Source organism: bacterium, from assembly GCA_004299235.1.
Lineage (GTDB): Bacteria > Chloroflexota > Dormibacteria > Dormibacterales > Dormibacteraceae > SCQL01.
This window is the reverse complement of sequence record SCQL01000026.1, coordinates 26,131-46,235: the sequence shown is the minus strand read 5'-3', so window position 1 is coordinate 46,235 and position 20,105 is coordinate 26,131. Positions and strand designations below refer to the sequence as shown.

General features: G+C 68.7%; 19 protein-coding genes. 15 read left to right on the top strand and 4 right to left on the bottom strand.

The window, feature by feature from the left end; all coding sequences use genetic code 11:
• Window positions 1-444, bottom strand: a complete 444-nt coding sequence (locus EPN29_07245; GenBank protein ID TAN32812.1) for a DUF4190 domain-containing protein — start codon at window positions 442-444, stop codon at window positions 1-3.
• A 35-nt stretch (window positions 445-479) separates the two neighbouring features.
• Between EPN29_07245 and uvrC the strand changes: the two genes are divergently transcribed.
• The 5 genes from uvrC to EPN29_07220 are packed head-to-tail and all read left to right on the top strand — an operon-like array spanning window position 480 to window position 6,172.
• Window positions 480-2,330 (top strand): excinuclease ABC subunit UvrC, encoded by a 1,851-nt coding sequence (uvrC, locus tag EPN29_07240; GenBank protein TAN32811.1) that lies wholly within the window; start codon window positions 480-482, stop codon window positions 2,328-2,330.
• A 28-nt stretch (window positions 2,331-2,358) separates the two neighbouring features.
• The gene (locus EPN29_07235) at window positions 2,359-3,030 is read left to right on the top strand and encodes a hypothetical protein (protein TAN32810.1); all 672 of its coding nucleotides are present in this window, start codon (window positions 2,359-2,361) and stop codon (window positions 3,028-3,030) included.
• Complete coding sequence (locus EPN29_07230) at window positions 2,987-3,976, top strand: NAD-dependent epimerase/dehydratase family protein (GenBank protein ID TAN32809.1); 990 nt, start codon at window positions 2,987-2,989, stop codon at window positions 3,974-3,976. Before EPN29_07235 ends, EPN29_07230 begins: the two co-directional genes overlap by 44 nt.
• 46 nt (window positions 3,977-4,022) lie before the next feature.
• Complete coding sequence (locus EPN29_07225; GenBank protein ID TAN32808.1) at window positions 4,023-5,495, top strand: DUF4118 domain-containing protein; 1,473 nt, start codon at window positions 4,023-4,025, stop codon at window positions 5,493-5,495.
• Window positions 5,492-6,172: a response regulator transcription factor gene (locus EPN29_07220; protein ID TAN32807.1), complete on the top strand. Its 681-nt coding sequence runs from the start codon at window positions 5,492-5,494 to the stop codon at window positions 6,170-6,172. Before EPN29_07225 ends, EPN29_07220 begins: the two co-directional genes overlap by 4 nt.
• Window positions 6,173-6,185: 13 nt before the next feature.
• Here the strand turns inward: EPN29_07220 and EPN29_07215 are convergent, their stop codons facing one another.
• Window positions 6,186-8,036, bottom strand: a complete 1,851-nt coding sequence (locus EPN29_07215) for an APC family permease (protein ID TAN32806.1) — start codon at window positions 8,034-8,036, stop codon at window positions 6,186-6,188.
• A 103-nt stretch (window positions 8,037-8,139) separates the two neighbouring features.
• On the opposite strand from EPN29_07215, the gene EPN29_07210 reads away from it, so the two are divergent.
• Window positions 8,140-8,367: a hypothetical protein gene (locus EPN29_07210; GenBank protein TAN32805.1), complete on the top strand. Its 228-nt coding sequence runs from the start codon at window positions 8,140-8,142 to the stop codon at window positions 8,365-8,367.
• Window positions 8,364-10,280, top strand: a complete 1,917-nt coding sequence (locus EPN29_07205; GenBank protein ID TAN32804.1) for an APC family permease — start codon at window positions 8,364-8,366, stop codon at window positions 10,278-10,280. Before EPN29_07210 ends, EPN29_07205 begins: the two co-directional genes overlap by 4 nt.
• Here the strand turns inward: EPN29_07205 and EPN29_07200 are convergent.
• Complete coding sequence (locus tag EPN29_07200) at window positions 10,267-11,529, bottom strand: aminopeptidase P family protein (GenBank protein ID TAN32803.1); 1,263 nt, start codon at window positions 11,527-11,529, stop codon at window positions 10,267-10,269. The two genes, EPN29_07205 and EPN29_07200, sit on opposite strands and share 14 nt — an antisense overlap.
• Window positions 11,516-12,499 (bottom strand): alpha-ketoacid dehydrogenase subunit beta, encoded by a 984-nt coding sequence (locus EPN29_07195; protein ID TAN32802.1) that lies wholly within the window; start codon window positions 12,497-12,499, stop codon window positions 11,516-11,518. Before EPN29_07195 ends, EPN29_07200 begins: the two co-directional genes overlap by 14 nt.
• A gap of 184 nt (window positions 12,500-12,683) precedes the next feature.
• Between EPN29_07195 and whiA the strand changes: the two genes are divergently transcribed.
• The 8 genes from whiA to EPN29_07155 all read left to right on the top strand — a co-directional run bounded on the left by whiA (window position 12,684) and on the right by EPN29_07155 (window position 20,095).
• Complete coding sequence (whiA, locus tag EPN29_07190; protein TAN32801.1) at window positions 12,684-13,571, top strand: DNA-binding protein WhiA; 888 nt, start codon at window positions 12,684-12,686, stop codon at window positions 13,569-13,571.
• A gap of 105 nt (window positions 13,572-13,676) precedes the next feature.
• On the top strand, window positions 13,677-14,687 hold the full coding sequence (gene gap / locus EPN29_07185; protein TAN32800.1) for a type I glyceraldehyde-3-phosphate dehydrogenase: 1,011 nt from the start codon (window positions 13,677-13,679) through the stop codon (window positions 14,685-14,687).
• The gene (locus tag EPN29_07180; protein ID TAN32799.1) at window positions 14,630-15,850 is read left to right on the top strand and encodes a phosphoglycerate kinase; all 1,221 of its coding nucleotides are present in this window, start codon (window positions 14,630-14,632) and stop codon (window positions 15,848-15,850) included. The genes gap and EPN29_07180 overlap by 58 nt, the downstream gene beginning before the upstream one ends.
• Before the next feature lie 5 nt (window positions 15,851-15,855).
• The gene (locus EPN29_07175; protein TAN32798.1) at window positions 15,856-16,647 is read left to right on the top strand and encodes a triose-phosphate isomerase; all 792 of its coding nucleotides are present in this window, start codon (window positions 15,856-15,858) and stop codon (window positions 16,645-16,647) included.
• Between the two features lie 27 nt (window positions 16,648-16,674).
• Window positions 16,675-17,463: a 2,3-diphosphoglycerate-dependent phosphoglycerate mutase gene (locus EPN29_07170; GenBank protein ID TAN32797.1), complete on the top strand. Its 789-nt coding sequence runs from the start codon at window positions 16,675-16,677 to the stop codon at window positions 17,461-17,463.
• Between the two features lie 124 nt (window positions 17,464-17,587).
• Window positions 17,588-18,205 (top strand): superoxide dismutase, encoded by a 618-nt coding sequence (locus EPN29_07165; protein TAN32796.1) that lies wholly within the window; start codon window positions 17,588-17,590, stop codon window positions 18,203-18,205.
• Window positions 18,206-18,237: 32 nt separating this feature from the next.
• Window positions 18,238-18,495, top strand: coding sequence for a preprotein translocase subunit SecG (gene secG / locus EPN29_07160; GenBank protein ID TAN32795.1), 258 nt, complete (start codon window positions 18,238-18,240; stop codon window positions 18,493-18,495).
• 19 nt (window positions 18,496-18,514) lie between these two features.
• The gene (locus EPN29_07155) at window positions 18,515-20,095 is read left to right on the top strand and encodes a peptide ABC transporter substrate-binding protein (GenBank protein TAN32794.1); all 1,581 of its coding nucleotides are present in this window, start codon (window positions 18,515-18,517) and stop codon (window positions 20,093-20,095) included.
• Window positions 20,096-20,105: the final 10 nt, after the last annotated feature.

Sequence of the window (20,105 nt, the reverse complement as noted above, 5' to 3'; positions counted from 1 at the left end):
TCAGCGCCCCGATACGGAGTGGGCGGTGATGCCGAACAGAGCGATCCCGAAGACGAAGATCGCGAATATCAGGATGATGATCAGGAGCCCGATTAGAGCCAGGTGAATGATGCCGATGACCATCCCGGCGGTGGCCATCCACATTCCCTGCTCCCCGCTTTGCCTGATCTGCTTGCGGGCCATGTAACCCGTCACGATCGCGACGACAGCCACGGTGAAGCCGCCGACGCCGGGGATGATGTGGGCGAAAAAGGAGCCGATCCCCGTGATCAGGCTGACAATCGCCAGGGTGTTGGTCTGGGTCCCGGCGGCAGGCGTGTACACCGCGCCAGGCGGCGCCCCGGGAACGGAGGTTGCGGGCGTGGTCTGTTGACCCGCGATCTGCGTCGGTTGCCCCGGCTGGGAGGGGGGTCGAGGTGGCAGCTCGCCCGGAGTCGTGCTCACGGCCCGAAGTCTAGGTGTTCATACAATCCGTTTCAATGGTGGCCCCGCTGGAGCAAACGATCAAGCGCCGGCTGCGCGCCGTCCCCGACGCCCCTGGTGTCTACCTCTTCCGCGACCACCGCAGCCAGGTCATCTACGTCGGTAAGGCGCTGCGCCTCCGCGACCGGCTGCGCTCGTATTTCACGCCGGGTTACGCCCAGACCGCGAGGGTGGCCGAGCTGGTGCGCAAGGTCTCCGATTTCGAGTTCGTCACGACCGCCAACGAGGTCGAGGCGCTGGTGCTCGAGTGCAACCTCATCAAGAACTACCGGCCGCGATTCAACATCCGCCTCAAGGACGACAAGAACTACCTCTATCTGAAGCTGCCGGTCACCGAGGAGTTCCCGCGCGTCCACTACTCGCGGCGCGTTCAGAACGACGGCGCCCTCTACTTCGGGCCGTACACCTCGGCGCAGTCGCTGCGCGGCACGGTCAAGTCGATCCGCCAGCTCCTGCCGTTCCGGACCTGCTCGGATGAGATCTTCAAGCAGGGCAAGGTCTGCCTGGACTTCCACATCAAGCGCTGTCCGGGCCCATGCGAGAGGCGCATCAGCCCCGAGGACTACAACGCGCGGATCAACGAGGTCGCCCTCTTCATGGAAGGCCGCTCGGACGTCCTGGTCCGCCAGCTCCAGGAGCGCATGGAGGGCGCCGCCGGCCGGCTCGACTTCGAGAACGCGGCGCGCTATCGGGACCAGCTGCAATCGATCGAGCGCATCGCCGACCGCCAGAAGGTCCTGACCCACGGCCGCGAGGACCAGGACCTCATCGCCTATGCCCGGCGCGGGGGCGAGGTCTTCGTCGAGGTGGCATACGTGAGGCAGGGGAAGATGGTCGGCCACGACGGTCACGCCCTCGACGGCGCGGGAGAGGCCGCCGAAGCCGAGCTGCTGCGAGGCTTCGTCCTCCAGTACTACGCGAGCGCGACCCATGTGCCGCGCGTGCTCATCCTGCCGGGAGCCCTGGAGGAGCCGGACCTGGTCGCCGGGTGGCTGAGCCAGCGTCGGGGGGGGCCGGTGACGGTTGAGGTGCCGCAGCGGGGTCGAAAGCGGGCGCTGGTCACGCAGCTGGCGGAGACCGCTTCCCAGGAGCTCGAGCAGCTGCGCATCCAGGCGGACTACGACCGCAGTCGCACCGAGCCGATGCTGGCCGCGCTCGCCGAAGCCCTCGACCTGGAGACGCCGCCGAAGCGAATCGAGTGCTACGACATCTCCAACCTCCAGGGCGACTCCGCGGTCGGCGCCATGGTGGTGTTCGAGGACGGCCGGCCGAGGAACGACCACTACCGTCACTTCAGGATCAAGCTGGTGCCCGGCCCCAACGACTTCGCCATGCTGCAGGAGGTCCTCCGGCGCCGTCTGGAGCGCCTGGAGTCGGCGCAGCGCCGCGAGGAGGCCGACGACGTGGGCGACAGTTCGTTCACCAGCCGGCCGGACCTGATCCTCATCGACGGGGGCAAGGGGCAGCTCAGCGCCGCGCTGGAGGTGCTCGAGGCGGCAGGTTATGCCGACATACCGACCTTCGCGTTGGCCAAGGAACGCGAGGAGATCTTCGCGCCCGGGCGCTCCGACCCGATCGTCCAGGAAAAGAACTCGCCCGGGATGTTCCTGGTCCAGCGCGTCCGCGACGAAGCCCATCGCTTCGCCATCACCCATCACCGCAAGGTCCGCTCGCGCAAAGCGCTGACGTCCCCGCTCGATTCGGTCGAAGGCATCGGCCCCGCGCGCAAGCGAGCGCTCCTGCGACACTTCGGCTCGGTGCAGGCGATTCGAGAAGCCCCGGTCCAAGACATCGTGGCCCTCGGCTTGCCCGAGCGCCTCGCCAAGCGTCTCAAGGAGACGTTATGACTCCACGGTTCGGGCCCAAGGCCCGCCGGTGACGCTCGTGATCGTCGGCGGGTCGAGCGAGCCCGAGCTCGACGAAGCCGTGGGCGTGTTCCTAGACACCGGCTTTCAGCTCGCCCGCTGGCTGTCGCCCTGGGAGGAGGCGGACGCCGTGCTGCCCCTGCGCGGTGACGCGGTGACGCTGCTCAAGGACGCCGACGCCCGCGACATCCGCTACGTGCTCGTCCACGTCGGACCCGATGACGGCAGGGCCGGCGGCAGCCACGACCGGGCGCATCACCGTGTCGACGCCACCCAGCTCGGCGAGCTGGCGCAGCGGCTGCGCTCGCGCGAGAGGCTCTTGATCACCTGCCTGGCGTTCGGCTACAAGAACGGCCTCCCCGACGGCGCCTCGTGGGTCGTGGACGTCCGGCTGCTCGACAACCCGTACTGGGTGGAGGAGCTCCGGCCGCTCGACGGCCGCGACCCGCGAGTCCGCGACTACGTCGTCAGCCAACCCGCGGCCCAAGAGCTGCTCGACAATCTCGAGACGACCCTTCGCGCCGCGATCCCGCGCTACCGCGAGCACGGCCGCTCGCAGCTCGTGGTCGCGTTCGGCTGCACGGGGGGAAGGCATCGCTCCGTGGCCATGGCGCGTGAGATGGCGAGACGGCTCGCTCGTGTCGATGGGCTCGACATCGACTTCGCCGCCCGCGACCTGTAGGTACATGACTCGCGCCCTCGTCCTGGGCGGGGCGGGTTTCATCGGGGCCGCCGCGTGCAAGGAGCTGATGCGGCGTGGGGTGGAGACGATCGCCGCGGGACGGAAGGAGCGACCCTACGGCACCTTCACCAGCTACATCGCCTTCGACCGGACCGACGAAGAGCAGCTTCGGCGCGCCCTGGCGACGGTCGAACCCGATGTGCTGCTCGACCTCGCCTGCTACCAGCCAGGCGAGGTGGAGGCGGTCGCCCGCATCTTCAGGGGCGACCGGTACGTGTTCGTCTCGACCACCGTGTACCCGGATCTTGACGGCCGGCCGGCGCGTGAGGACGACTTCGTGCCGCTCGAGGGCGAGCCTCCGGACGTCCTGGATTGCCTCGACGGCAAGCGGTGGTGCGAAACGGTCCTGGCTCGCACTCGGGATCTCCCGTGGACTGTGGTCCGGCCGCCGGCGGTCATTGGACCCGCCGACCACACGCTCCGGATCGCGGCCTATATGCAGCGCGTCGCGGACGGCGGTCCGCTGCTGGTCCCGGCCGAGTCTTACGAGCGGCCGGCCAACCTGTCCTGGGTCAAGGACATCGGCTTCGCTTGCGCGCTGGCGTGTGACCTGCGCAAGGACACGGCGCGCAGGGCCTACAACGCCGCCTTCGAAGGGGTGAGCTTGCGCGACCTCATCGAAGGCATGGCGCGCGCCATGGGCGTGCCGGCCCGCATCCATCCGATGCCGTTCGCTGAGTTGCCCGAGGGGGCGAGCCCGTACGGTCCCGATCCGCGCCGCCCCGGCGGCTGCGTGCTGGATCGGGCGCGGGCCGAGCTGGGCTTCGAACCGTCGGCCTTGGAGGACGCCCTCGCCGAGACGCTGGCGTGGTACCGGGTCGCGCACCCTACGCATCCCGGCTACGCGAACCGAGCGAGCGAGCTGGCCGTTGCCGGCGCGAGCTGACACCGCGCACCGGAGGGGGGGTGCGCCGGCTCGTATTCTCAGCCCCATGATGAGGCGCCTGGGGCCCTATTCGATCGCGATCGGGGGAGCCCTGGCGATCACGGCCGTCCTCGGCCTCATCACCTCCCGCGCCGCCATCCCCGGCCTGTCCGCGTTCTACCTGCTGTTCGTGCTGTGGCTCGGAGCTCGCTGGGGCCGCGGTCCCGCCGTCGCCGGCAGCGGGGCCGCCTTCCTCCTGTACGACTTCTTCTTCGTGCCGCCGGTCGGGACGTTCACGGTCAGCAGCCCGTCAGAGCTGCTGGAGCTCACCGTCCTGCTCGCGGTCGCCCTGGTGACGAGCCAGCTGGCGGCTTCACTGCGCCGCGCGCAAGCTGCGGCCGAGACCCTGGCCGCCGACTCCCGCACGCTCTACGAGCTGGCGACCGCCGCCCTGCGCACGCCGCAGGTGACGGCCGCGCTGTCGATGGTGTGTGAGTGGGCGCTTCGCCTCCAGTGCGTCAGGCGGTTCGCATTGGTGGCGATGGATTTCGGGCAGGCGACGCCTCTGGCCGGCGGCGAGCTCAGCCCTGATGAGATGCGGCAGGCGGCATGGTCCTATGCCAACCGCAAGCCTGTCGGCATCGCGGTCCACGACGGCGCGGTGAAGCTGATGCGCACCCATCCCGGCGCGGCCGCGCCGGCGTACCTGCCACTCGGCAGCGGCGTCGCCATGATCGGGATCGAATCGCAGCGTCCGGACGCCGCCGAGCTCCGCCTGCTCGCGGCGCTGGTGGGACTGGCCGACCTGCTGCTCGACCGCCGGCGCGCCTCCCTGGAGGCCGAGCGAGCTCGCGGCTTCGAGGCGTCGGACCGGCTGAAAGCCGCCATCCTTTCGTCCCTGTCCCACGAGCTGAAGAGCCCGATCGCAGCGCTGCGCGCCGGGCTCACCGCGCTCACCGCGCCGCAGGCGGGCCTCAAACCGGATCAGCAGGAGCTGCTCGCCGACCTCGACCGGCAGGCCAGCCGGCTGGACCACCTGGTCGGCGACATGCTGGCGCTGTCTCGCTTGGAGGCGGGCCTCGAGCTGGAGAAGGAGCCGCATCGGTTCGCCGACCTGGTGGGCACCGCGATGCGACCGCTTCGATCCGAGTTGCAAGGGCACGACGTCCCGGTTCAGATTCCGGACGACCTGCCTCCGGTGGAGGTCGACGAGGTCCAGGTCGGTCGCGTGCTGACCAACCTGCTCGAAAATGCTCTGGAGTGGACGCCTCCAAAGGGAGTCATCGAGGTGGGGGCGGTCGCCCACGAAAGCGAGCTCGAGGCGTGGGTCGAGAACGACGGCCCCGCGATTCCGCCGGTGGACCTGGATCGGGTCTTCGACACCTTCTGGACGCGCCGCGCCCGAGGTAGCGGGTTGGGGCTCGCGATCTGCAAGCGCGTCGTCGAAGCGCACGGCGGCAGCATCCGCGCCGAGAACCGCCGGCGTGGACCGCGCTTCACCTTCACCCTGCCGCTCGCGCGCGCCAGGATGCCGCGGTGAGCGGAAGGGTCCTCGTCGTCGACGACGAGGTCGAGATGCAGCGCGCCCTGCGGGCGGGGTTGACGTATCACGACTTCGACGTGCGGGCGGTGGGTAGCGGTGAGGAGGCTGTGCGCGAGTCGGCCGCCTGGCGGCCGGACGTGATCCTCCTGGACCTGGGCCTTCCGGGCATGGACGGGTTTGCCGCCCTGCGAGCGCTGAGGCCGGCGACTCGCGCCGCCGTGATCGTGGTCAGCGTCATGCCCGGCGAGAAGGACAAGGTGCGGGCGCTGGACCTCGGTGCCGACGACTACGTGGTCAAGCCCTTCGGCACCGAGGAGCTGGTGGCGCGGATCCGTGCCGTACTGCGCCGGCAGGCGGACGTGTCCGCCGGGGAGCCGGTCGTCCGCTCAGGAGACCTCGAGGTCGATCTGGGGCGGCGCACCGTGACCGTCGGCGGCCGCGCCGTGCGCCTGACGCCGACCGAGTACGAGCTGCTGCGTTATCTCGCGCTGCACGCGGGCAAGCCGGTCACGCATACCACCCTGCTGCGCCAGGTGTGGGGTGACTATGCCGTCGGTGACAAGTACAACACCCGCTACGTCGTCGCCCAGATCCGCAAGAAGCTGGGCGACGATCCCGCCAACCCGCGCTACATCGTCAACGAGCCAGGGGTCGGCTACCGGCTCGAGGCGTAGCCAAGCCCCGCGGTCACTGCTCGCCGTGGCTGCGGTTCAGGAGATAGGCGGCGATCAGGGCGACCAGGACGATGCCGGGCGACCAACCCAGACCCGGCCCGAAGGGGTCGTAGCTCGACAGGTCGACGCCCACGGCAAGGCCGCTCGTGGCGGCGAAGACGAGCACGATGAGCACGCCGCGAACGGCTCCATGGCGGGCGAAGAAGAGCTCCCACCCGAGCCGCCAGCCGCGCCGTTGGCGCCGGCGGCGGGGTGGTTCGACGGCGGCGTGGGCGGCGACGCCCTCCCGCCTGCCGAGACGGTATCGCGCCGTCTGGGGAAGGGGCTCGGGAGGGCGGCGCTCGACCTCGCGGTCGGGCGGTGGGGGCACCTCCAGCGGCTCCCAGAGCGGCTGCTTCCGATGGCGCCGGTACAGGACGAAGCTGAGGCCGCCGAGAACCAGCCAGCCGAGATAGATGTACGTCGAGTTGGAGATGTTCTGCGACATGAGCTGGGTGAACACGGTCCCGATCGCGAGCGCGCCCACGAGCGAGATCACCGGGATGCTGTCCCGCCCGAACTTGATGTTCCAGGGCATTCGATAGGGGCGGTAGAGGTTGGGCTCGATGAATCGAAGGCGCATCACGGACAGGTGCGCTGAACAGAAGGCAAAAGTCGCCGCCAGCGAATAGACCGCGCCCAGGAGGTCGATCTCCTTGCCTGAGACAAAAATCCCCGGCAGCACCAGGAGCGCCGCTGCGACGCCGAAGATCACGATCGAGAAGTACGGCGTCCGGTAACGCGGGTGAAGCTGCGCGAACTGGCGCGGCAACAGGTCGGCGCCCGCCAGCGAGTAGCTCAGCCTCGAGATGCCGATGAGGCCCGCGTTGGTCGCGATCACCAGGATGGTGAAGGCGAGGATCCCGACCCAGATCCCAGCCCAGAACGCAAGCGGCTGGCCGAAGCCGGTGACGATCCCCGCCACCGGATTGTCCTTCCAGGTCGTGGCCAGGTCGGTCGTGAATTGCCCCGTGCCGTCCAGGTGCACCGGGAAGACGCTCATGCCGACCGTCGGTAGGAAGGCCGAGACGAAAAGCACCGCGGCGATGACGGCAAACGTGGCTCGAGGCACGCTGCGCCCCGGATTCCTCGCCTCCTCGGACATGTTGGAGATGGTTTCGATGCCGGTGTACGTGACCATGGCGATGGAGACGCTGGCGAGGAAGTTGCCCCAAGTCGGGGCCACCCCGAGGTGGATGTTGCTGATGATCGTGTGGAAGTTGAGCAGCAGCAGCAGGCCGAGGATGACGAGGACGAGCTGGGTGATGAGGTCGGCGACCGCGAGCGACAGGTTGAGCAGGCTCGACTCCTGGATGCCGATCACGTTCAGGACGATCAGGAATCCGATCAGAAGGACGGTGGCGACGACATGCCAGAGGTCGTTGGTCTTCAGCAGGTGGAAGAGCGGCACGTACTTGCCGAACACCCCCAGATAGCTGATGGCGAAGTAAGAGGAGATGGAGACGGTGGCGGTGTAGTTCAGCAGCTGCACCCAACCGACCAGAAACCCGATCGGCCCGTTGAACGCCCTTCGCGCAAAGCTCGAGCTGCCACCGGCATGCGGCAGCGCTGCCGTTCCCTCCGCGTAGTTCAGGGCGGTGGAGACGAAGATCAAGCCGGCAATGATCAGCGCCAGGGGCGTGAGGCCGAGGGCGAACGCCGCGGTCACCCCGAGGGCGTAGTAGATGCTCGACCCGACGTTGCCGTAGCAAGCGGCGAACAGCGCCGGCGCTCCAAGGGTGCGCGGCAGCTTGGCGGCGCGGCGGACGACCACCCGAAGGTCTCCCGGGCGCTGGCCACGGCGTGCGACGGCGTCTGGGCTCATCGCAGGCGAGGGTAATGGATCGGCTGAAGACCCATACGGGATCCATACGGTCGGGTGAGGTCTCCAAACGGAGTCCACACGTGCGCCCTCCTAGGTTGAGGTCGTGCACAGCGCGATCCTGCGACTCCCCGACCGGCGGCCCCCCGACGAGCAGCGTCAGGTCCTCCGTGCCGCCATTCGCCAGCTGGAGCGGGCCGAGATCTACCTCGCCGCGGTGGCCTACATGGAACTGGACGACCGGGCGGCGCGGCGCATGGTCAACCGGCTTCGGACCGAGAGCGCAAGCCTCCGGCGTCACCTGGGCGGACCGCCTCACCCGGCGATCGATTGAGCCGCGCCGTGGCGCCCGATCGGATGCTCCCGGCGGGGCCGGGAGGCGCTCGCCGCCGGATCAAGGTCCGGGGCGGGAACCTGGGTTCCTTCCTGTGCTGGGCGGTCGTGTTCGCCGACATCGGCACGTCCGTCTACTACACGCCGGGGATCCTCTACGGCCAGTTCGGGTCGCGCTCGACGATCTTCGTGCTGATGACCCTGTTCGTCTTCATCCTGCTCTGCGTCAAGTACGCCGAGGTGACGTGGCGCTACCCGGAAGGCGGTGGTGTGGTCAATGTGTCGTCACAGGCGCTGCATCCGTTCGTCGGCCTGCTCGGCGGCCTCTTCATCCTGGTCGACTACTACCTGACCGCCGGCATCAGCGCTCTGTCGGGCGTGTTCTACATGGCCGTGCTGGTCCCCGGGCTCGTGCCGCTCGCGACCTGGTTGACGGTGGTGGCGCTTGCCGGTCTGGGCCTGCTCAATACGATGGGCATCAAGGAGAGCGCTCGCACCACGGCCCTGGTCGCGTGCCTCGCGGCCGGCGGCCAGCTGCTCGTGGTGATCGCCGTCGCGATCAGCCTCGGGCCGTCAGGCATCATCCACAGCTTCAGCGCGCTCGCGTCCGGCCCGGCGTTTCCAGTCCAGTCGCTGGTCACCGGCTATGCGGCGGCTTTCCTCGCCTTCTCCGGACTCGAGAGCATCGCGCAGCTTGCGCCGGCGATGCGGGAACCCAGGCGCGTGATCGCCTCCAGGGCCATGGGCGGAGTCGTGCTCTCGATGGCGGTCACCAGCCCATTGCTCACGTTGTGGTCGACGACCTTGCTTTCGACCAACGCCGATTCCAGCCAGTTCATCTCGCTCCTCGGCGCTCACGTCGCCGGGCCGGCGCTGGGCGATTTCGTCGCCGTCAGCGGTTCGCTGCTGCTCGTGTTCGCGAGCAACACCGCGATCATCGGCGCCTATCACGTGTTCATCGCGCTGGCGCGAATGGGTTTCATGCCCCGCGTCCTGGAGGCACGCAACCACCGGCGCCGGACCCCTCACTGGGCGATCGCGGCCGCCATCGTCCTGCCCATCGTCATCGTCATCGCCGCCCAGGGCAGCCTCAACCTGCTCGGCGACCTCTACGCCTTCGGCCTGCTGGGAACCTTTGTGCTCACGTGCGTCAGCCTGGACGTGGTCCGCTGGCGGGAGCGCTCCCTGTGGACTCCGCGCCTTGTGGCGTTGTTCGCGGTCGGGGTCCTGACGACGATTCTGGTCATCGTCGCCTGGTCGGTGAACCTGGTCGCGAAACCATTGGCGACGGGATTCGGCGGCGGGCTCACGGTGATCGGTCTGGTCGCGGGCCTGGCGACCTATCGGTACTACCGACGGCGCCGCCCCGCCGTGTTCCCCGTGCCGTTCCGGCCCCAGCGTGCCGCGGCCTCGATCGCCAGCGCCCTGGGGGGCCGCCGGTCGGCCGGCGAGGTGCTCGTGATCCTGCCGCACGAGCAGCTGGCGGCCGAGGCGGTGTTGGGCGAGGCGGCGCGGGCCGCCGCGGGTCGTGGCGCCGTGTTCCTCTACCGGGGAAACCGGCCCGGACAGGACCACCCTGAATTCATGGAGGTCGCCGATCCCTACCTGAAGGACTACTCCGCGCACGACGCTTTCGCTCGCGCCGAGATGCTCGCGCGCAAGCACATCACCAACCGGAGGTACGTGTACGTGCCGGGCAACCTCCCGCGCGAGATGGTGGGCGAGGTGTGGAGGACGATCTCGCCGAGGGAGACCGTCGTCGCGGCTGAGGACCAGGGCGTGCTGCCTCCCGTGCCTTTCGATCGCATCCGCCGCCATCACACCGACGGCAACACCGTCCTGCACATGTTCACGGCCAAGGCCCACAAGCCCCCCGAAACGGTCGCGGGCGGGCACGGCTCTAGCCCCGAATGATGAGGTCCTTCAGCTCGCGCGGGTAGTCGGTCATGACGCGGCATCCGCCGGCCGTGACGACCACCGTGTCCGAATGGCGGAAGCCGCCGAGATCCTTGAAGTAGACACCCGGCTCGACGGTGAACACCATGCCCGGCTCGAGCACCGCCTCGTCGCCACGGTCGAGAAACGGCGCCTCATGGCCTTCGAGCCCGATCGAGTGGCCGGCGTGGTGCCTCAGGTTGTCCGCGACCCCCAGCTCTTCGGCCAGGCGCACGGTGGCCAGCTCGACCTCACCCGCGGGGACGCCGGGAGCCATGACCTCGAGCGCCCGCGTCTGCAGGGCGAGCATCGTGTCGAACGCGCGCTCCTGCTCGGCGGTCGGATCGCCGACGATCATGGTTCTCTCGAGCTCGCTGCGATACCCGTCGATGTCCGCGGCCGCGCCGCTGACCAGCACGTCGCCTGGCTGGATCCCATGGCCTTTGACGAACCCATGGGGCATCGCCGTGGCGCGGCCGCCCACGAACATGGACGTGAGACCGTTGCCGTCGAAGCCGCGCGGTCGCCATCCCGGCATCTGATGGAGCATCTCGTGCAGCGTCTCCGTGACGCCGGGCGCATAGCACTCCACCTCCGTCCTGCCCGTCTTGATCGCGGCCTGCATGCGGTGGTGGGCGCGCGCCGCCCAGTCGCAGCTGAGCTGAATGCAGGCGATCTCCGCCGGCGACTTCACCCGCCGGAGCGACTCGATGATCATCTCCGCGTCGAACGGCGGGTGGCCTGTGAGGTCACTCAACCGCGGTCCTCGGTAGCCCCAGTAGGGCACGTGCCCGTCGTGGTCGGCGCCGGTGCGTTTCGGTTTGGCATTGATCTCGGTGAGGATCGTCGCCACGTGCTCCATCGGATGCTCGGCGCCCGGATATTCGAAATAGACATCGACGCGGTCGAGCGAGGTCGAGGCCTCGGCGTGCTCCTTCTCAACCGCCGGCACGACCAGCGCCGAATAGGCGCTCGGCCCGAGGACGAGCGCGATCGGGCGCTCGGTCGGCACGTGATGGAAGCCCGTCAGGTAGGCGATCCGGGCGGGATAGAAGACGCACAGCGCATCCAGCCCAGCGGCATCCATCCCGGCCGCCACCGCCTCCCGCCGGATGGCGTATTCCTCGGCGCTGATCTCTGGGACCTGCGTGACCGGAGGAGGCGAGGGCGGTATCGCCCTCCCCGTCCGCCGGGGACCGGCCGCCTTCGGCAACCTAGTACGCCGCAAGCTTGCGCATCGCCTCCGCGATCTTCCCCGGGTTGGGCATGAAGAACTCCTCCTGGGGAGTGTTGAAGGGCATCGCGGGGATGTCCGGCGCCGCCACGCGCACCACCGGCCCGTCGAGGCTGTCGAACGCGTGCTCCGAGATGATCGCGGCCACCTCGGCGCCGAATCCGCCGGTGAGGTTGTCCTCGTGCACCACCATCGCCTTGCCGGTCCGGCGGACGGAGTCGAGGATCGTCTGGCGATCCAGCGGCGCCAGCGTCCGGAGGTCGACCACCTCGACGCTGACGCCTTCCGACCCGAGCTGCTCGGCCGCCTCCAGGCAGTAATGGGTCATCAGGCCCCAGGCAAAGCAGCTCAGTCCCGTCCCCGGACGCCGCACGGCGGCGGGACCGATGGGGACCAGGTGGTCCCCGTCCGGTATCTCCTGGGCGACCAGCCGGTACACCTTCTTGTGCTCGAGGAAGAGCACGGGGTCCGGGTCGCGGACGGCCGACTTGAGCAGCCCTTTGGCATCGGCCGGCAGGCTGGGCACGACCACCTTGAGGCCGGGCACATGAGCGTAGAAGGCCTCGATCGACTGCGAGTGATACAGCCCGCCGTGGACGCCGCCGCCGAAGGGCGCGCGGATGACGATCGGCACCGACCAGTCGCCGTTGGAGCGATACCGCGTGCGCGCGGCCTCGCTGACGATTTGATCGAAGGCCGGGTGGATGAAGTCCGCGAACTGGATCTCGGCGATGGGGATCAGCCCGTTGAGCGCGGCCCCGATCGCGACTCCGACGATGGCCGACTCCGCGAGCGGGGTGTCGAGGACGCGGGATTCGCCAAAGCGCGCGTGCAGGCCGTCGGTGGCGCCGAAAACCCCGCCCTTGCGCCCGACGTCCTCGCCCATGACGAGCACCCGGCCGTCGCGCTCCATCTCCTCGGCCATGGCCGCGCGAACCGCCTCGATCATCCTCATCTCAGCCATGTGAACGTCGTGCCTCGAGCACATTGTCCAGCGCCAGACGCCCGCTTGCATGCGCCAAGCCCGCCGCGGGCCGATCCGCGCTCCGGCCGGTGACGAGGGGTAGACTGCATCCCAGGGGCGAGGGTATCCATCACGTTCCTGGGAGGTACACGGGATTTCGTTCTCGGCGGACGTCAAGAACGAGATGGCCGGACTTCTGCCGGCGCGGCCCTGCTGCCAGCTCAGCGAGCTGCTGGGGATCTATTTCGGCTCGCGCGGCCGGCTGATCAAGAGGCCCGGTGACGGCCAGGCGGCCTATTTCTCGCTGCTGCGCAACGCGGTCGCCCGCAAGGTCGTGAGACTCGGCCGGGCCGTCGGGCACTTGGACGCGAAGTACCAGGCGGTGAGGACTCGCAAGCGCATGTCGTTCTTCATCGAGCTGTCCCTGCCGGCCGGGGTGGCGCCCGCATTCACCCAGGCCGCGACACGGGCCGTGCCCGAGGCGGCGTGCGATCGCAAGGCGATCCTTCGCGGCCTGTTCCTGGGCTGCGGGTCCGTGAACGCACCGAGCTCTCGCTACCACCTCGAGTTCGTGGCCCCGACCGCTTCCTGGGCGAAGGCCATCGGCGAGCTGGCCGAGTCGGCGGGCGCGAAGGCGGGGATCATGGAGCGCAGCGGCCACCACGTCGTCTACCTCAAAGACGGCGACGGCATTGCCCGCCTGCTCTCGCTCATGGGCGCCAGCCGCGCGGTCATGGAGTTCGAGAACGTGCGCGTCGTCCGCGAGGTCAGTGGCGAAGTCAACCGCCGCTTGAACTTCGAGACCGCCAACATCGGCAAGACGATCGGATCGGGGCTGCGGCAGGCGGCGGCGATCGAACGGCTCGAGTCCACCGGCAGGCTGGAACGGCTCCCGCCCGCCCTGCGGGAGATGGCCCGATGGCGCACCGCCAACCCTCAGCTCAACCTGGGGGAGCTGGCCGGGCGCATGAAGCTCTCCAAGTCGGCCGTCAACCACCGCTTGCGCCGGCTGCAGGAGCTGGCCGCCCCGGGCAACGTCAACTCGCCCAAACCGGCGCGCCGCTCCGCCTAACATTAGTCGGTCGATCTCAGGGATTCGTCGCCCCCCGCCATCCGTGCTGGGCCGGCAGGCCCGGCGCGCACAGGGCGCCCATGCAATAGAGGAGCTCGCGACTAGATGACCACCAGGGTAGGAATCAACGGCTTCGGGCGCATCGGCCGCAACATCTACCGGGCTGCGCACGAGCTGAAGCCGGACTTCGAGATCGTCGCCGTCAATGACATCGGCGACGCCAGAACGTTCGGCCATCTACTCAAGCACGACACCGCCCTGGGGACTTTCGGACCCGCGGTTTCGGCCGACGGCGACGCCATCAAGGTCGATGGGAAGGTGGTCAAGTTCCTGAGCCACCGCGACCCCGCGGAGCTGCCGTGGAGGGACCTCGGCGTGGAGGTCGTGGTCGAGTCGACCGGCCTGTTCACGGACGCCACCAAGGCCCGCGTCCACATCGACCGGGGCGGCGCCAAGAAGGTGATCATCTCCGCCCCCGCGACCAACCAGGACTACACCATCGTCATGGGCGTCAACCACAAGGGCTACGACGCCGAGAAGCACGCCGTCGTCTCCAACGCGAGCTGCACGACCAACTGCTTCGTGCCGGTGGCCAAGGTCCTGCACGACTCGTTCGGGATCGAGCGCGGCATGATGACCACGATCCACGCCTACACCGCGGACCAGCGTCTGCAGGATCTTCCGCACAAGGACCTGCGGCGCGCGCGCGCCGCGGCGGACAACATCATCCCGACCTCGACCGGCGCCAACAAGGCGGTCGCAGAGGTCCTGCCCGAGCTGTCGGGAAAGTTCGCCGGCATGGCCTTCCGGGTCCCGATACTCGACGTCTCCGTGGTCGACCTCACGGTGGAGCTGGCCAGGACGACGACCGCCCAGGACATCAACGCCGCCTTCGACGAAGCCGCCGGCGGACAGCTCAGAGGCATCCTCGCGGTCAGCCACGAAGACCTCGTGTCCGCCGACTTCAAGGGCGATTCGCACTCCTCGATCGTCGACGCGCCACTCACGCTGATGCTCGGCGGCGCGTGGGCCAAGGTGGTGAGCTGGTACGACAACGAATGGGGCTTCAGCTGCCGCATGGTCGACCTCATCACCCACATTGCGGAACGGCTCTGAAAGCTTCGATTACCTCCGTCGACGTCGCCGGCAGGCGGGTCCTCGTTCGCGAGGACCTCAACGTGCCGATGTCCAAAGGCGCCATCACCGATGACGCCCGGATCCGCGCCGCCATCCCGACGCTGCAGCACCTCGCTCAGCGCGGCGCCAAGGTCATCGTCATGTCGCACCTCGGCCGCCCCAAAGGCGCCGAGCCCGACCTCTCCCTCCGCCCGGTGGGCATGAAGCTGGCGCACGAGCTCGACCGTGAGGTGCATTTCGCCGAAGACTGCGTCGGCGAGCCCGCGCGCTCGGCCGTCGGCAAGCTGCAGGCCGGGCAGGTCCTGTTGCTGGAGAACGTCCGGTTCCATCCCGAGGAGGAGGCCAACGACCCCGACTTCGCGCACCGCCTGGCCTCGCTCGGCGAGCTGTTCGTCAATGACGCGTTCGCCGCCTCGCATCGCGCTCACGCCTCGGTGGTCGGGGTGGCGGAGTATCTTCCGGCGTTCGCTGGTGAGCTGATGGAGTCGGAGCTGATGGCCCTGCACCAGGCGCTGGACCATCCCCGGCGCCCCATGCTGGCGGTCGTCGGTGGGGCGAAGGTATCGACCAAGGTCGGGGTGGTCCGCCACCTGCTGGAAAAGGTCGATGCGCTAATCATCGGCGGGGCGATGGCCAACACGTTCTTCAAGGCTCGTGGTCTCCAGACCGGAAACGGACTGGTCGAAGACAGCGCCCTGCCGGTGGCGAAAGAGGTCGCCGAACAGGCCGGCCGCAAGCTGCTCCTGCCGGTCGACCTCGTGTGCGCGCGCCGCATGGAGGCCGGCGAGCCGTTGCGCATCATGGCGGCGGACGCGGTCGAGCCCGGCTGGATGGCTCTCGATATCGGCCCGAAGTCGGTGGCGCTGTTCAGCGAGCGCCTGCGCGGGGCCGGCGCGATCGTCTGGAACGGCCCGATGGGCGTCTCTGAGCTCCGGGACTTCAGCGACGGCACGCGCGCGATCGGCGAAGCGATCGCGGCCTCCGGTGCGTACACCCTGGTCGGCGGTGGCGACACGGTGGCCGCCGTCGATTCGCTGGGTCTTGGGGGTCGCTTCTCACACGTCTCGACCGGCGGCGGCGCGACACTCGAGTACCTGGAAGGCAAGCAGCTCCCCGGCGTCGCGATCTTGAAGGAGACGTGAGGGCGATGTCGAGCCGCTTTACGCAGACGCCGCTGGTGGCGGCCAACTGGAAGATGAACCCGAGCGACGCCGAGGACGCGCTCGACCTGGTGCGGGGCGTGCTGGCGGTGGCGAGAGGGCATGCCGACCGGGTGGAGGTGGTCGTCTTCCCGCCGTTTCCCTGGCTGCTCGGCGTGGCGGAGGTGCTGGACCAGTCGGGGGTCAAGCTCGGCGCCCAGGACTGCTTCTGGGAGGCGTCGGGCGCTTACACGGGCGAGGTGTCGCCGGCGATGCTCAAAGGCTGGTGCCAGTGGGTGATCGTCGGGCACTCCGAGCGCCGGATCTACCTCGGTGAGACAGACGAGATGGTGGCCAAGAAAACAGCCGCCGCCCTCGCCACCGGGCTGAACGTGATCATGTGCGTCGGTGAGCTCGGTGAACACTACGACGCCGGTACGTCGGACCAGATCGTCACCGCTCAGGTCAGAGCCGGCCTGGCCAATTGCTCGGCCGACGACTCGGCCAGGCTGGTGATCGCCTACGAGCCGGTCTGGGCGATCGGCAGCGGCAAGAGCGCGGACCCCGAGCACGCTTACAAGACGATGCGGCTCATCCGGCGGGTCGTGGGGGAGATGATCGGAGCCGGCGCCGCTCGCAAGGTCCGAGTGCTGTACGGCGGTAGCGTCAACTCCAGCAATGTCGAGTCGTACGTCGAGCTCCCGCTCTGCGATGGCTGCCTGGTCGGCGGGGCCAGCCTCGATGCGGCGGAGTTCGCCCACATCGTCAAGGTGACGGCCGAGGTGTACGGCCATCGCTGAGATCCCCTCGCGCTTGGAGGCGGCGCTGTGAGTTCGCGGGGGCGCCTCACCCGGCCCCGCACCCTGATCCTGCTCCGTCACGGGCAGAGCACCTGGAACCTGGAGAACCTCTTCACCGGCTGGCACGACGTTCCGTTGAGCGAGCGGGGCACGGCCGAAGCCATCGAGGCGGGACGGTTGATGAAGGCCGCCGGGCTGGCGCCGGAGCTGGTGCACACCTCGCTCCTGGTGCGCGCGATCGAGACCGCGGACCTGGCCCTTGGTGAGATGGGACTCACCTGGATCCCTGTTCGTCGCAGCTGGCGGCTCAACGAGCGCCACTACGGGGGGCTGCAGGGACTGAACAAGCAACAGACTGCGGAGAGGTACGGGGCTGACAAGGTCAAGCTCTGGCGCAGGAGCTACGACGTCCGCCCGCCCGACCTCGATCCCTCGGACGAGCGCCATCCGTCGCACGATCCGAGGTACGCGGGACTACCTGCTGAGCTGCTCCCGAACGCCGAGTGCCTGAAGGACGTGGTCGCGAGGATGCTGCCCTACTGGTACGACGCCATCGTCCCTGATCTGCTCGCTCACTCCTGCGTGCTGGTGTCCGCGCACGGCAACAGCCTGCGAGCGTTGGTCAAGCACCTGGACCTGCTGTCCGACCAGGAGGTCGTCGATCTCGACATCCCGACTGGGGTGCCTCGCGTGTACGAGTTGGGCGCCGACTTCCGTCCGACGTCCTGGCGCTACCTGGGCGATCCTGTGGAGATCGAACGTCGCGCGGCCGCGGTGCGGGCCCAGGCGGGCGGATCGAAGCACGATTCCGCGTAGCCGTCCCGGGGCCCGGCCGCCGATGGATGGCCGTGCCTCCGTCGCGCACCACTTAGACTGGATTCGACAACGCACGCGCAGGGCGCGCATCTGATCTACACACCTTCACAAAAGGGGGTTCCCGATGGCCTTTGAGCTTCCGCCGCTTCCCTACTCGTTGGATGCGCTCGAGCCGCACATCGACGCCAAGACGATGGAGATCCATCACGGCAAGCACCATGCCGCGTACGTCAACAACGCCAACGCGGCGCTGGAGAAGTATCCGGAGCTGGCCAAGAAGTCGGTCGAGGACCTCCTGTGGGGCATCGACCAGGTGCCGGCGGAGATTCGCGGCACGATTCGCAACAACGCGGGCGGTCACTCCAACCATTCGATCTTCTGGAGCATCATGGGCCCGGGAGGCGGCGGCAACCCGCCAGGCAGGCTGGGCGACGCCATCAAGAACGCGTTCGGCGGCTACGACACCTTCAAGGAGCAGCTGCAGAAGGCGGCCGTCGGCCAGTTCGGGAGCGGTTGGGCGTGGCTCGTGGCCGACAAGGCCGGCAAGCTGTCGATCAAGGCCTATCCGAACCAGGACAGCCCGTACATGGAGGGACTGACGCCGATCCTGGGCGTTGACGTGTGGGAGCACGCCTACTACCTCAGGTACCAGAACAAGCGGGCCGACTACGTCGCCGCGTGGTTCAACACCCTGAATTGGGATGCCATCCAGGCCAGGTTTGGGACCGTCTGGACCAACTGAGATCGCGAGGGAACCGGTAGAATTCCGGCGCTTTGGACAAGGTTAGGAATGCGCTCGTCATCCTCGAGGCCGTTCTCGCCCTCTTCCTGATGGCGGGCGTGCTCATCCAGACGCCCAAGGCGTCCGGGCTCGGCGGCACGATCGGTGGTGGCGGCGGCGATGGGTTGGGCGGCGGGTATCGCACCCGTCGCGGCCTCGAACGCCAGGTCTACTGGACGACCTGGGTCCTGGCGGCGGCCTTCCTGCTCTGCTCGCTGGCCAACATCTGGGTGACAACTCATTCGAAGTAGCCGGCTCGCCGCCGCCGCGGTGGCGGCGGTGGCGGCGCTCGTGGGGTGCCTGCCGGTCGCGACGGTGCCGAAGCCGGCGCGGGGGGGCACGGCGGTCGAGGCCCTGGTCGGCACCGCGGGCGTGCTCAATCCTCTGTTCGAGTCGGTTGACACCACGCGTGACGTGGACAGCGTCATCTACCAGGGCCTGACCACGATCGATGCCCAGCAGAACGTCGTCGGGTTGCTGGCCAGCGGCTGGACGATCTCGCCCGACCACCTCACGTACACCTTCAACATCCGCACCGACGTGCGGTGGGCCGACGGGCAGCCCTTCACCCCGGACGATGTCCTGTTCACGTTCCACGTCCTGCAGGACCTCGAGTATCAGCAGCCGGGTGCCGAGTTCTGGCGCGACGTCGGGGTCGCGGCGGGCGGCCCGAACCAGGTGGTCTTCGCGCTGAAGGCGCCGAGCGCGTCGTTTCCCCTGGCGCTGCGGATCGGCATCATCGCCAAGCACATCTTCGGCGGGATGGCGCCGCCGCAGATCGCGGCCAGCGCCTACAGCGGCGTGCGCGCCTTCGGCACCGGTCCGTTCAAGGTCGCGGCCATCTCCTCGCTCGCCATCACCCTGGACCGCAATCCCTACGCCAATCCTCAGCCCTACCTGGACCACCTGATCCTGCGGACCTATCCGGCCGGCAACCCCCAGATGGCGATTCGAGCCGTGCTGTCAGGCGCGGCCGACCTGGTCGGCGGCCTCGAGCCGCAGGAGGTCGATGCCCTGCAGGGACGCACCGATGTGTCGGTGCTGGACGTCCGGACCTTCACCAACGCATTCATCAGCTTCAATCCGGAGGGCGACGGGGCGCCGTTCTTCAACGATGTGAAGGTCCGGCTCGCGCTCGTCCAGGCGGTGGACCGGGAGCGGGTGGTGAGCGAAGCGCTCGCCGGCAGGGCGGACCCGGACCCCAGCCCGATCCCGACCGCCGATTGGGCGTACTCCGCGGCCGCGGCCGGGCTGCATGCGCACGACCAGCTGGCGGCGGCGAAGGCGCTCGACGCGGCCGGTTGGGTGACGCAGCCGGGAGCCAGGCTGAGGTCCAAAGAAGGCGCCCCCTTCAAGGTCTCCATGGTGGTGGCCGATTCCTACCCCAACCGGCAGATCGCGGATGCCGTCGCGCGCCAGCTGGGGGAGATCGGAGTCGGGGTCGACGTCAAGGCGGTGCCGGCGTCGGCGCTGGTGCAGCGTTACCTCATCGGACGGAAATACCAGATGGCCCTGGTCGCGTTCGACGTCGGCCCTGATCCCGACCAGTACACGTTGTGGCACTCGGGCGCCGACCCCGGAGCGTTGAACTTCGCCTATTCGCGCGGCTGGGGACTGATCGACAAGGACCTCGAGGACGGGCGCGCGGCGGTCGACCAGCCGGCGCGGCTGGCCGCCTACATCGACTTCCAGATGCTGATGGCGGACGCGGCGCCGGCGATCTTCCTCTACGCCCCGCATTACGACTACGCGGTGTCGGGGCGGGTTCACGGCGTGCGGGTCAACCCCGCGATCGAGCCGGCGGACCGGTTCCAGCACGTGACGCAGTGGTACGTCAACACGACGGGGTAGCGGCCTGGGC

Bases quoted from the DNA above. Each gene is read 5' to 3' on its own strand.
- EPN29_07225 (TAN32808.1), top strand. From the start codon at position 4,023: ATGATGAGGCGCCTGGGGCCCTATTCGATCGCGATCGGGGGAGCCCTG.
- EPN29_07175 (TAN32798.1), top strand. From the start codon at position 15,856: ATGTCGAGCCGCTTTACGCAGACGCCGCTGGTGGCGGCCAACTGGAAG.
- EPN29_07215 (TAN32806.1), bottom strand. From the start codon at position 8,036: ATGAGCCCAGACGCCGTCGCACGCCGTGGCCAGCGCCCGGGAGACCTT.
- uvrC (TAN32811.1), top strand. From the start codon at position 480: ATGGTGGCCCCGCTGGAGCAAACGATCAAGCGCCGGCTGCGCGCCGTC.
- EPN29_07180 (TAN32799.1), top strand. From the start codon at position 14,630: ATGGGGCTTCAGCTGCCGCATGGTCGACCTCATCACCCACATTGCGGA.
- EPN29_07165 (TAN32796.1), top strand. From the start codon at position 17,588: ATGGCCTTTGAGCTTCCGCCGCTTCCCTACTCGTTGGATGCGCTCGAG.
- EPN29_07195 (TAN32802.1), bottom strand. From the start codon at position 12,499: ATGGCTGAGATGAGGATGATCGAGGCGGTTCGCGCGGCCATGGCCGAG.
- whiA (TAN32801.1), top strand. From the start codon at position 12,684: ATGGCCGGACTTCTGCCGGCGCGGCCCTGCTGCCAGCTCAGCGAGCTG.
- gap (TAN32800.1), top strand. From the start codon at position 13,677: ATGACCACCAGGGTAGGAATCAACGGCTTCGGGCGCATCGGCCGCAAC.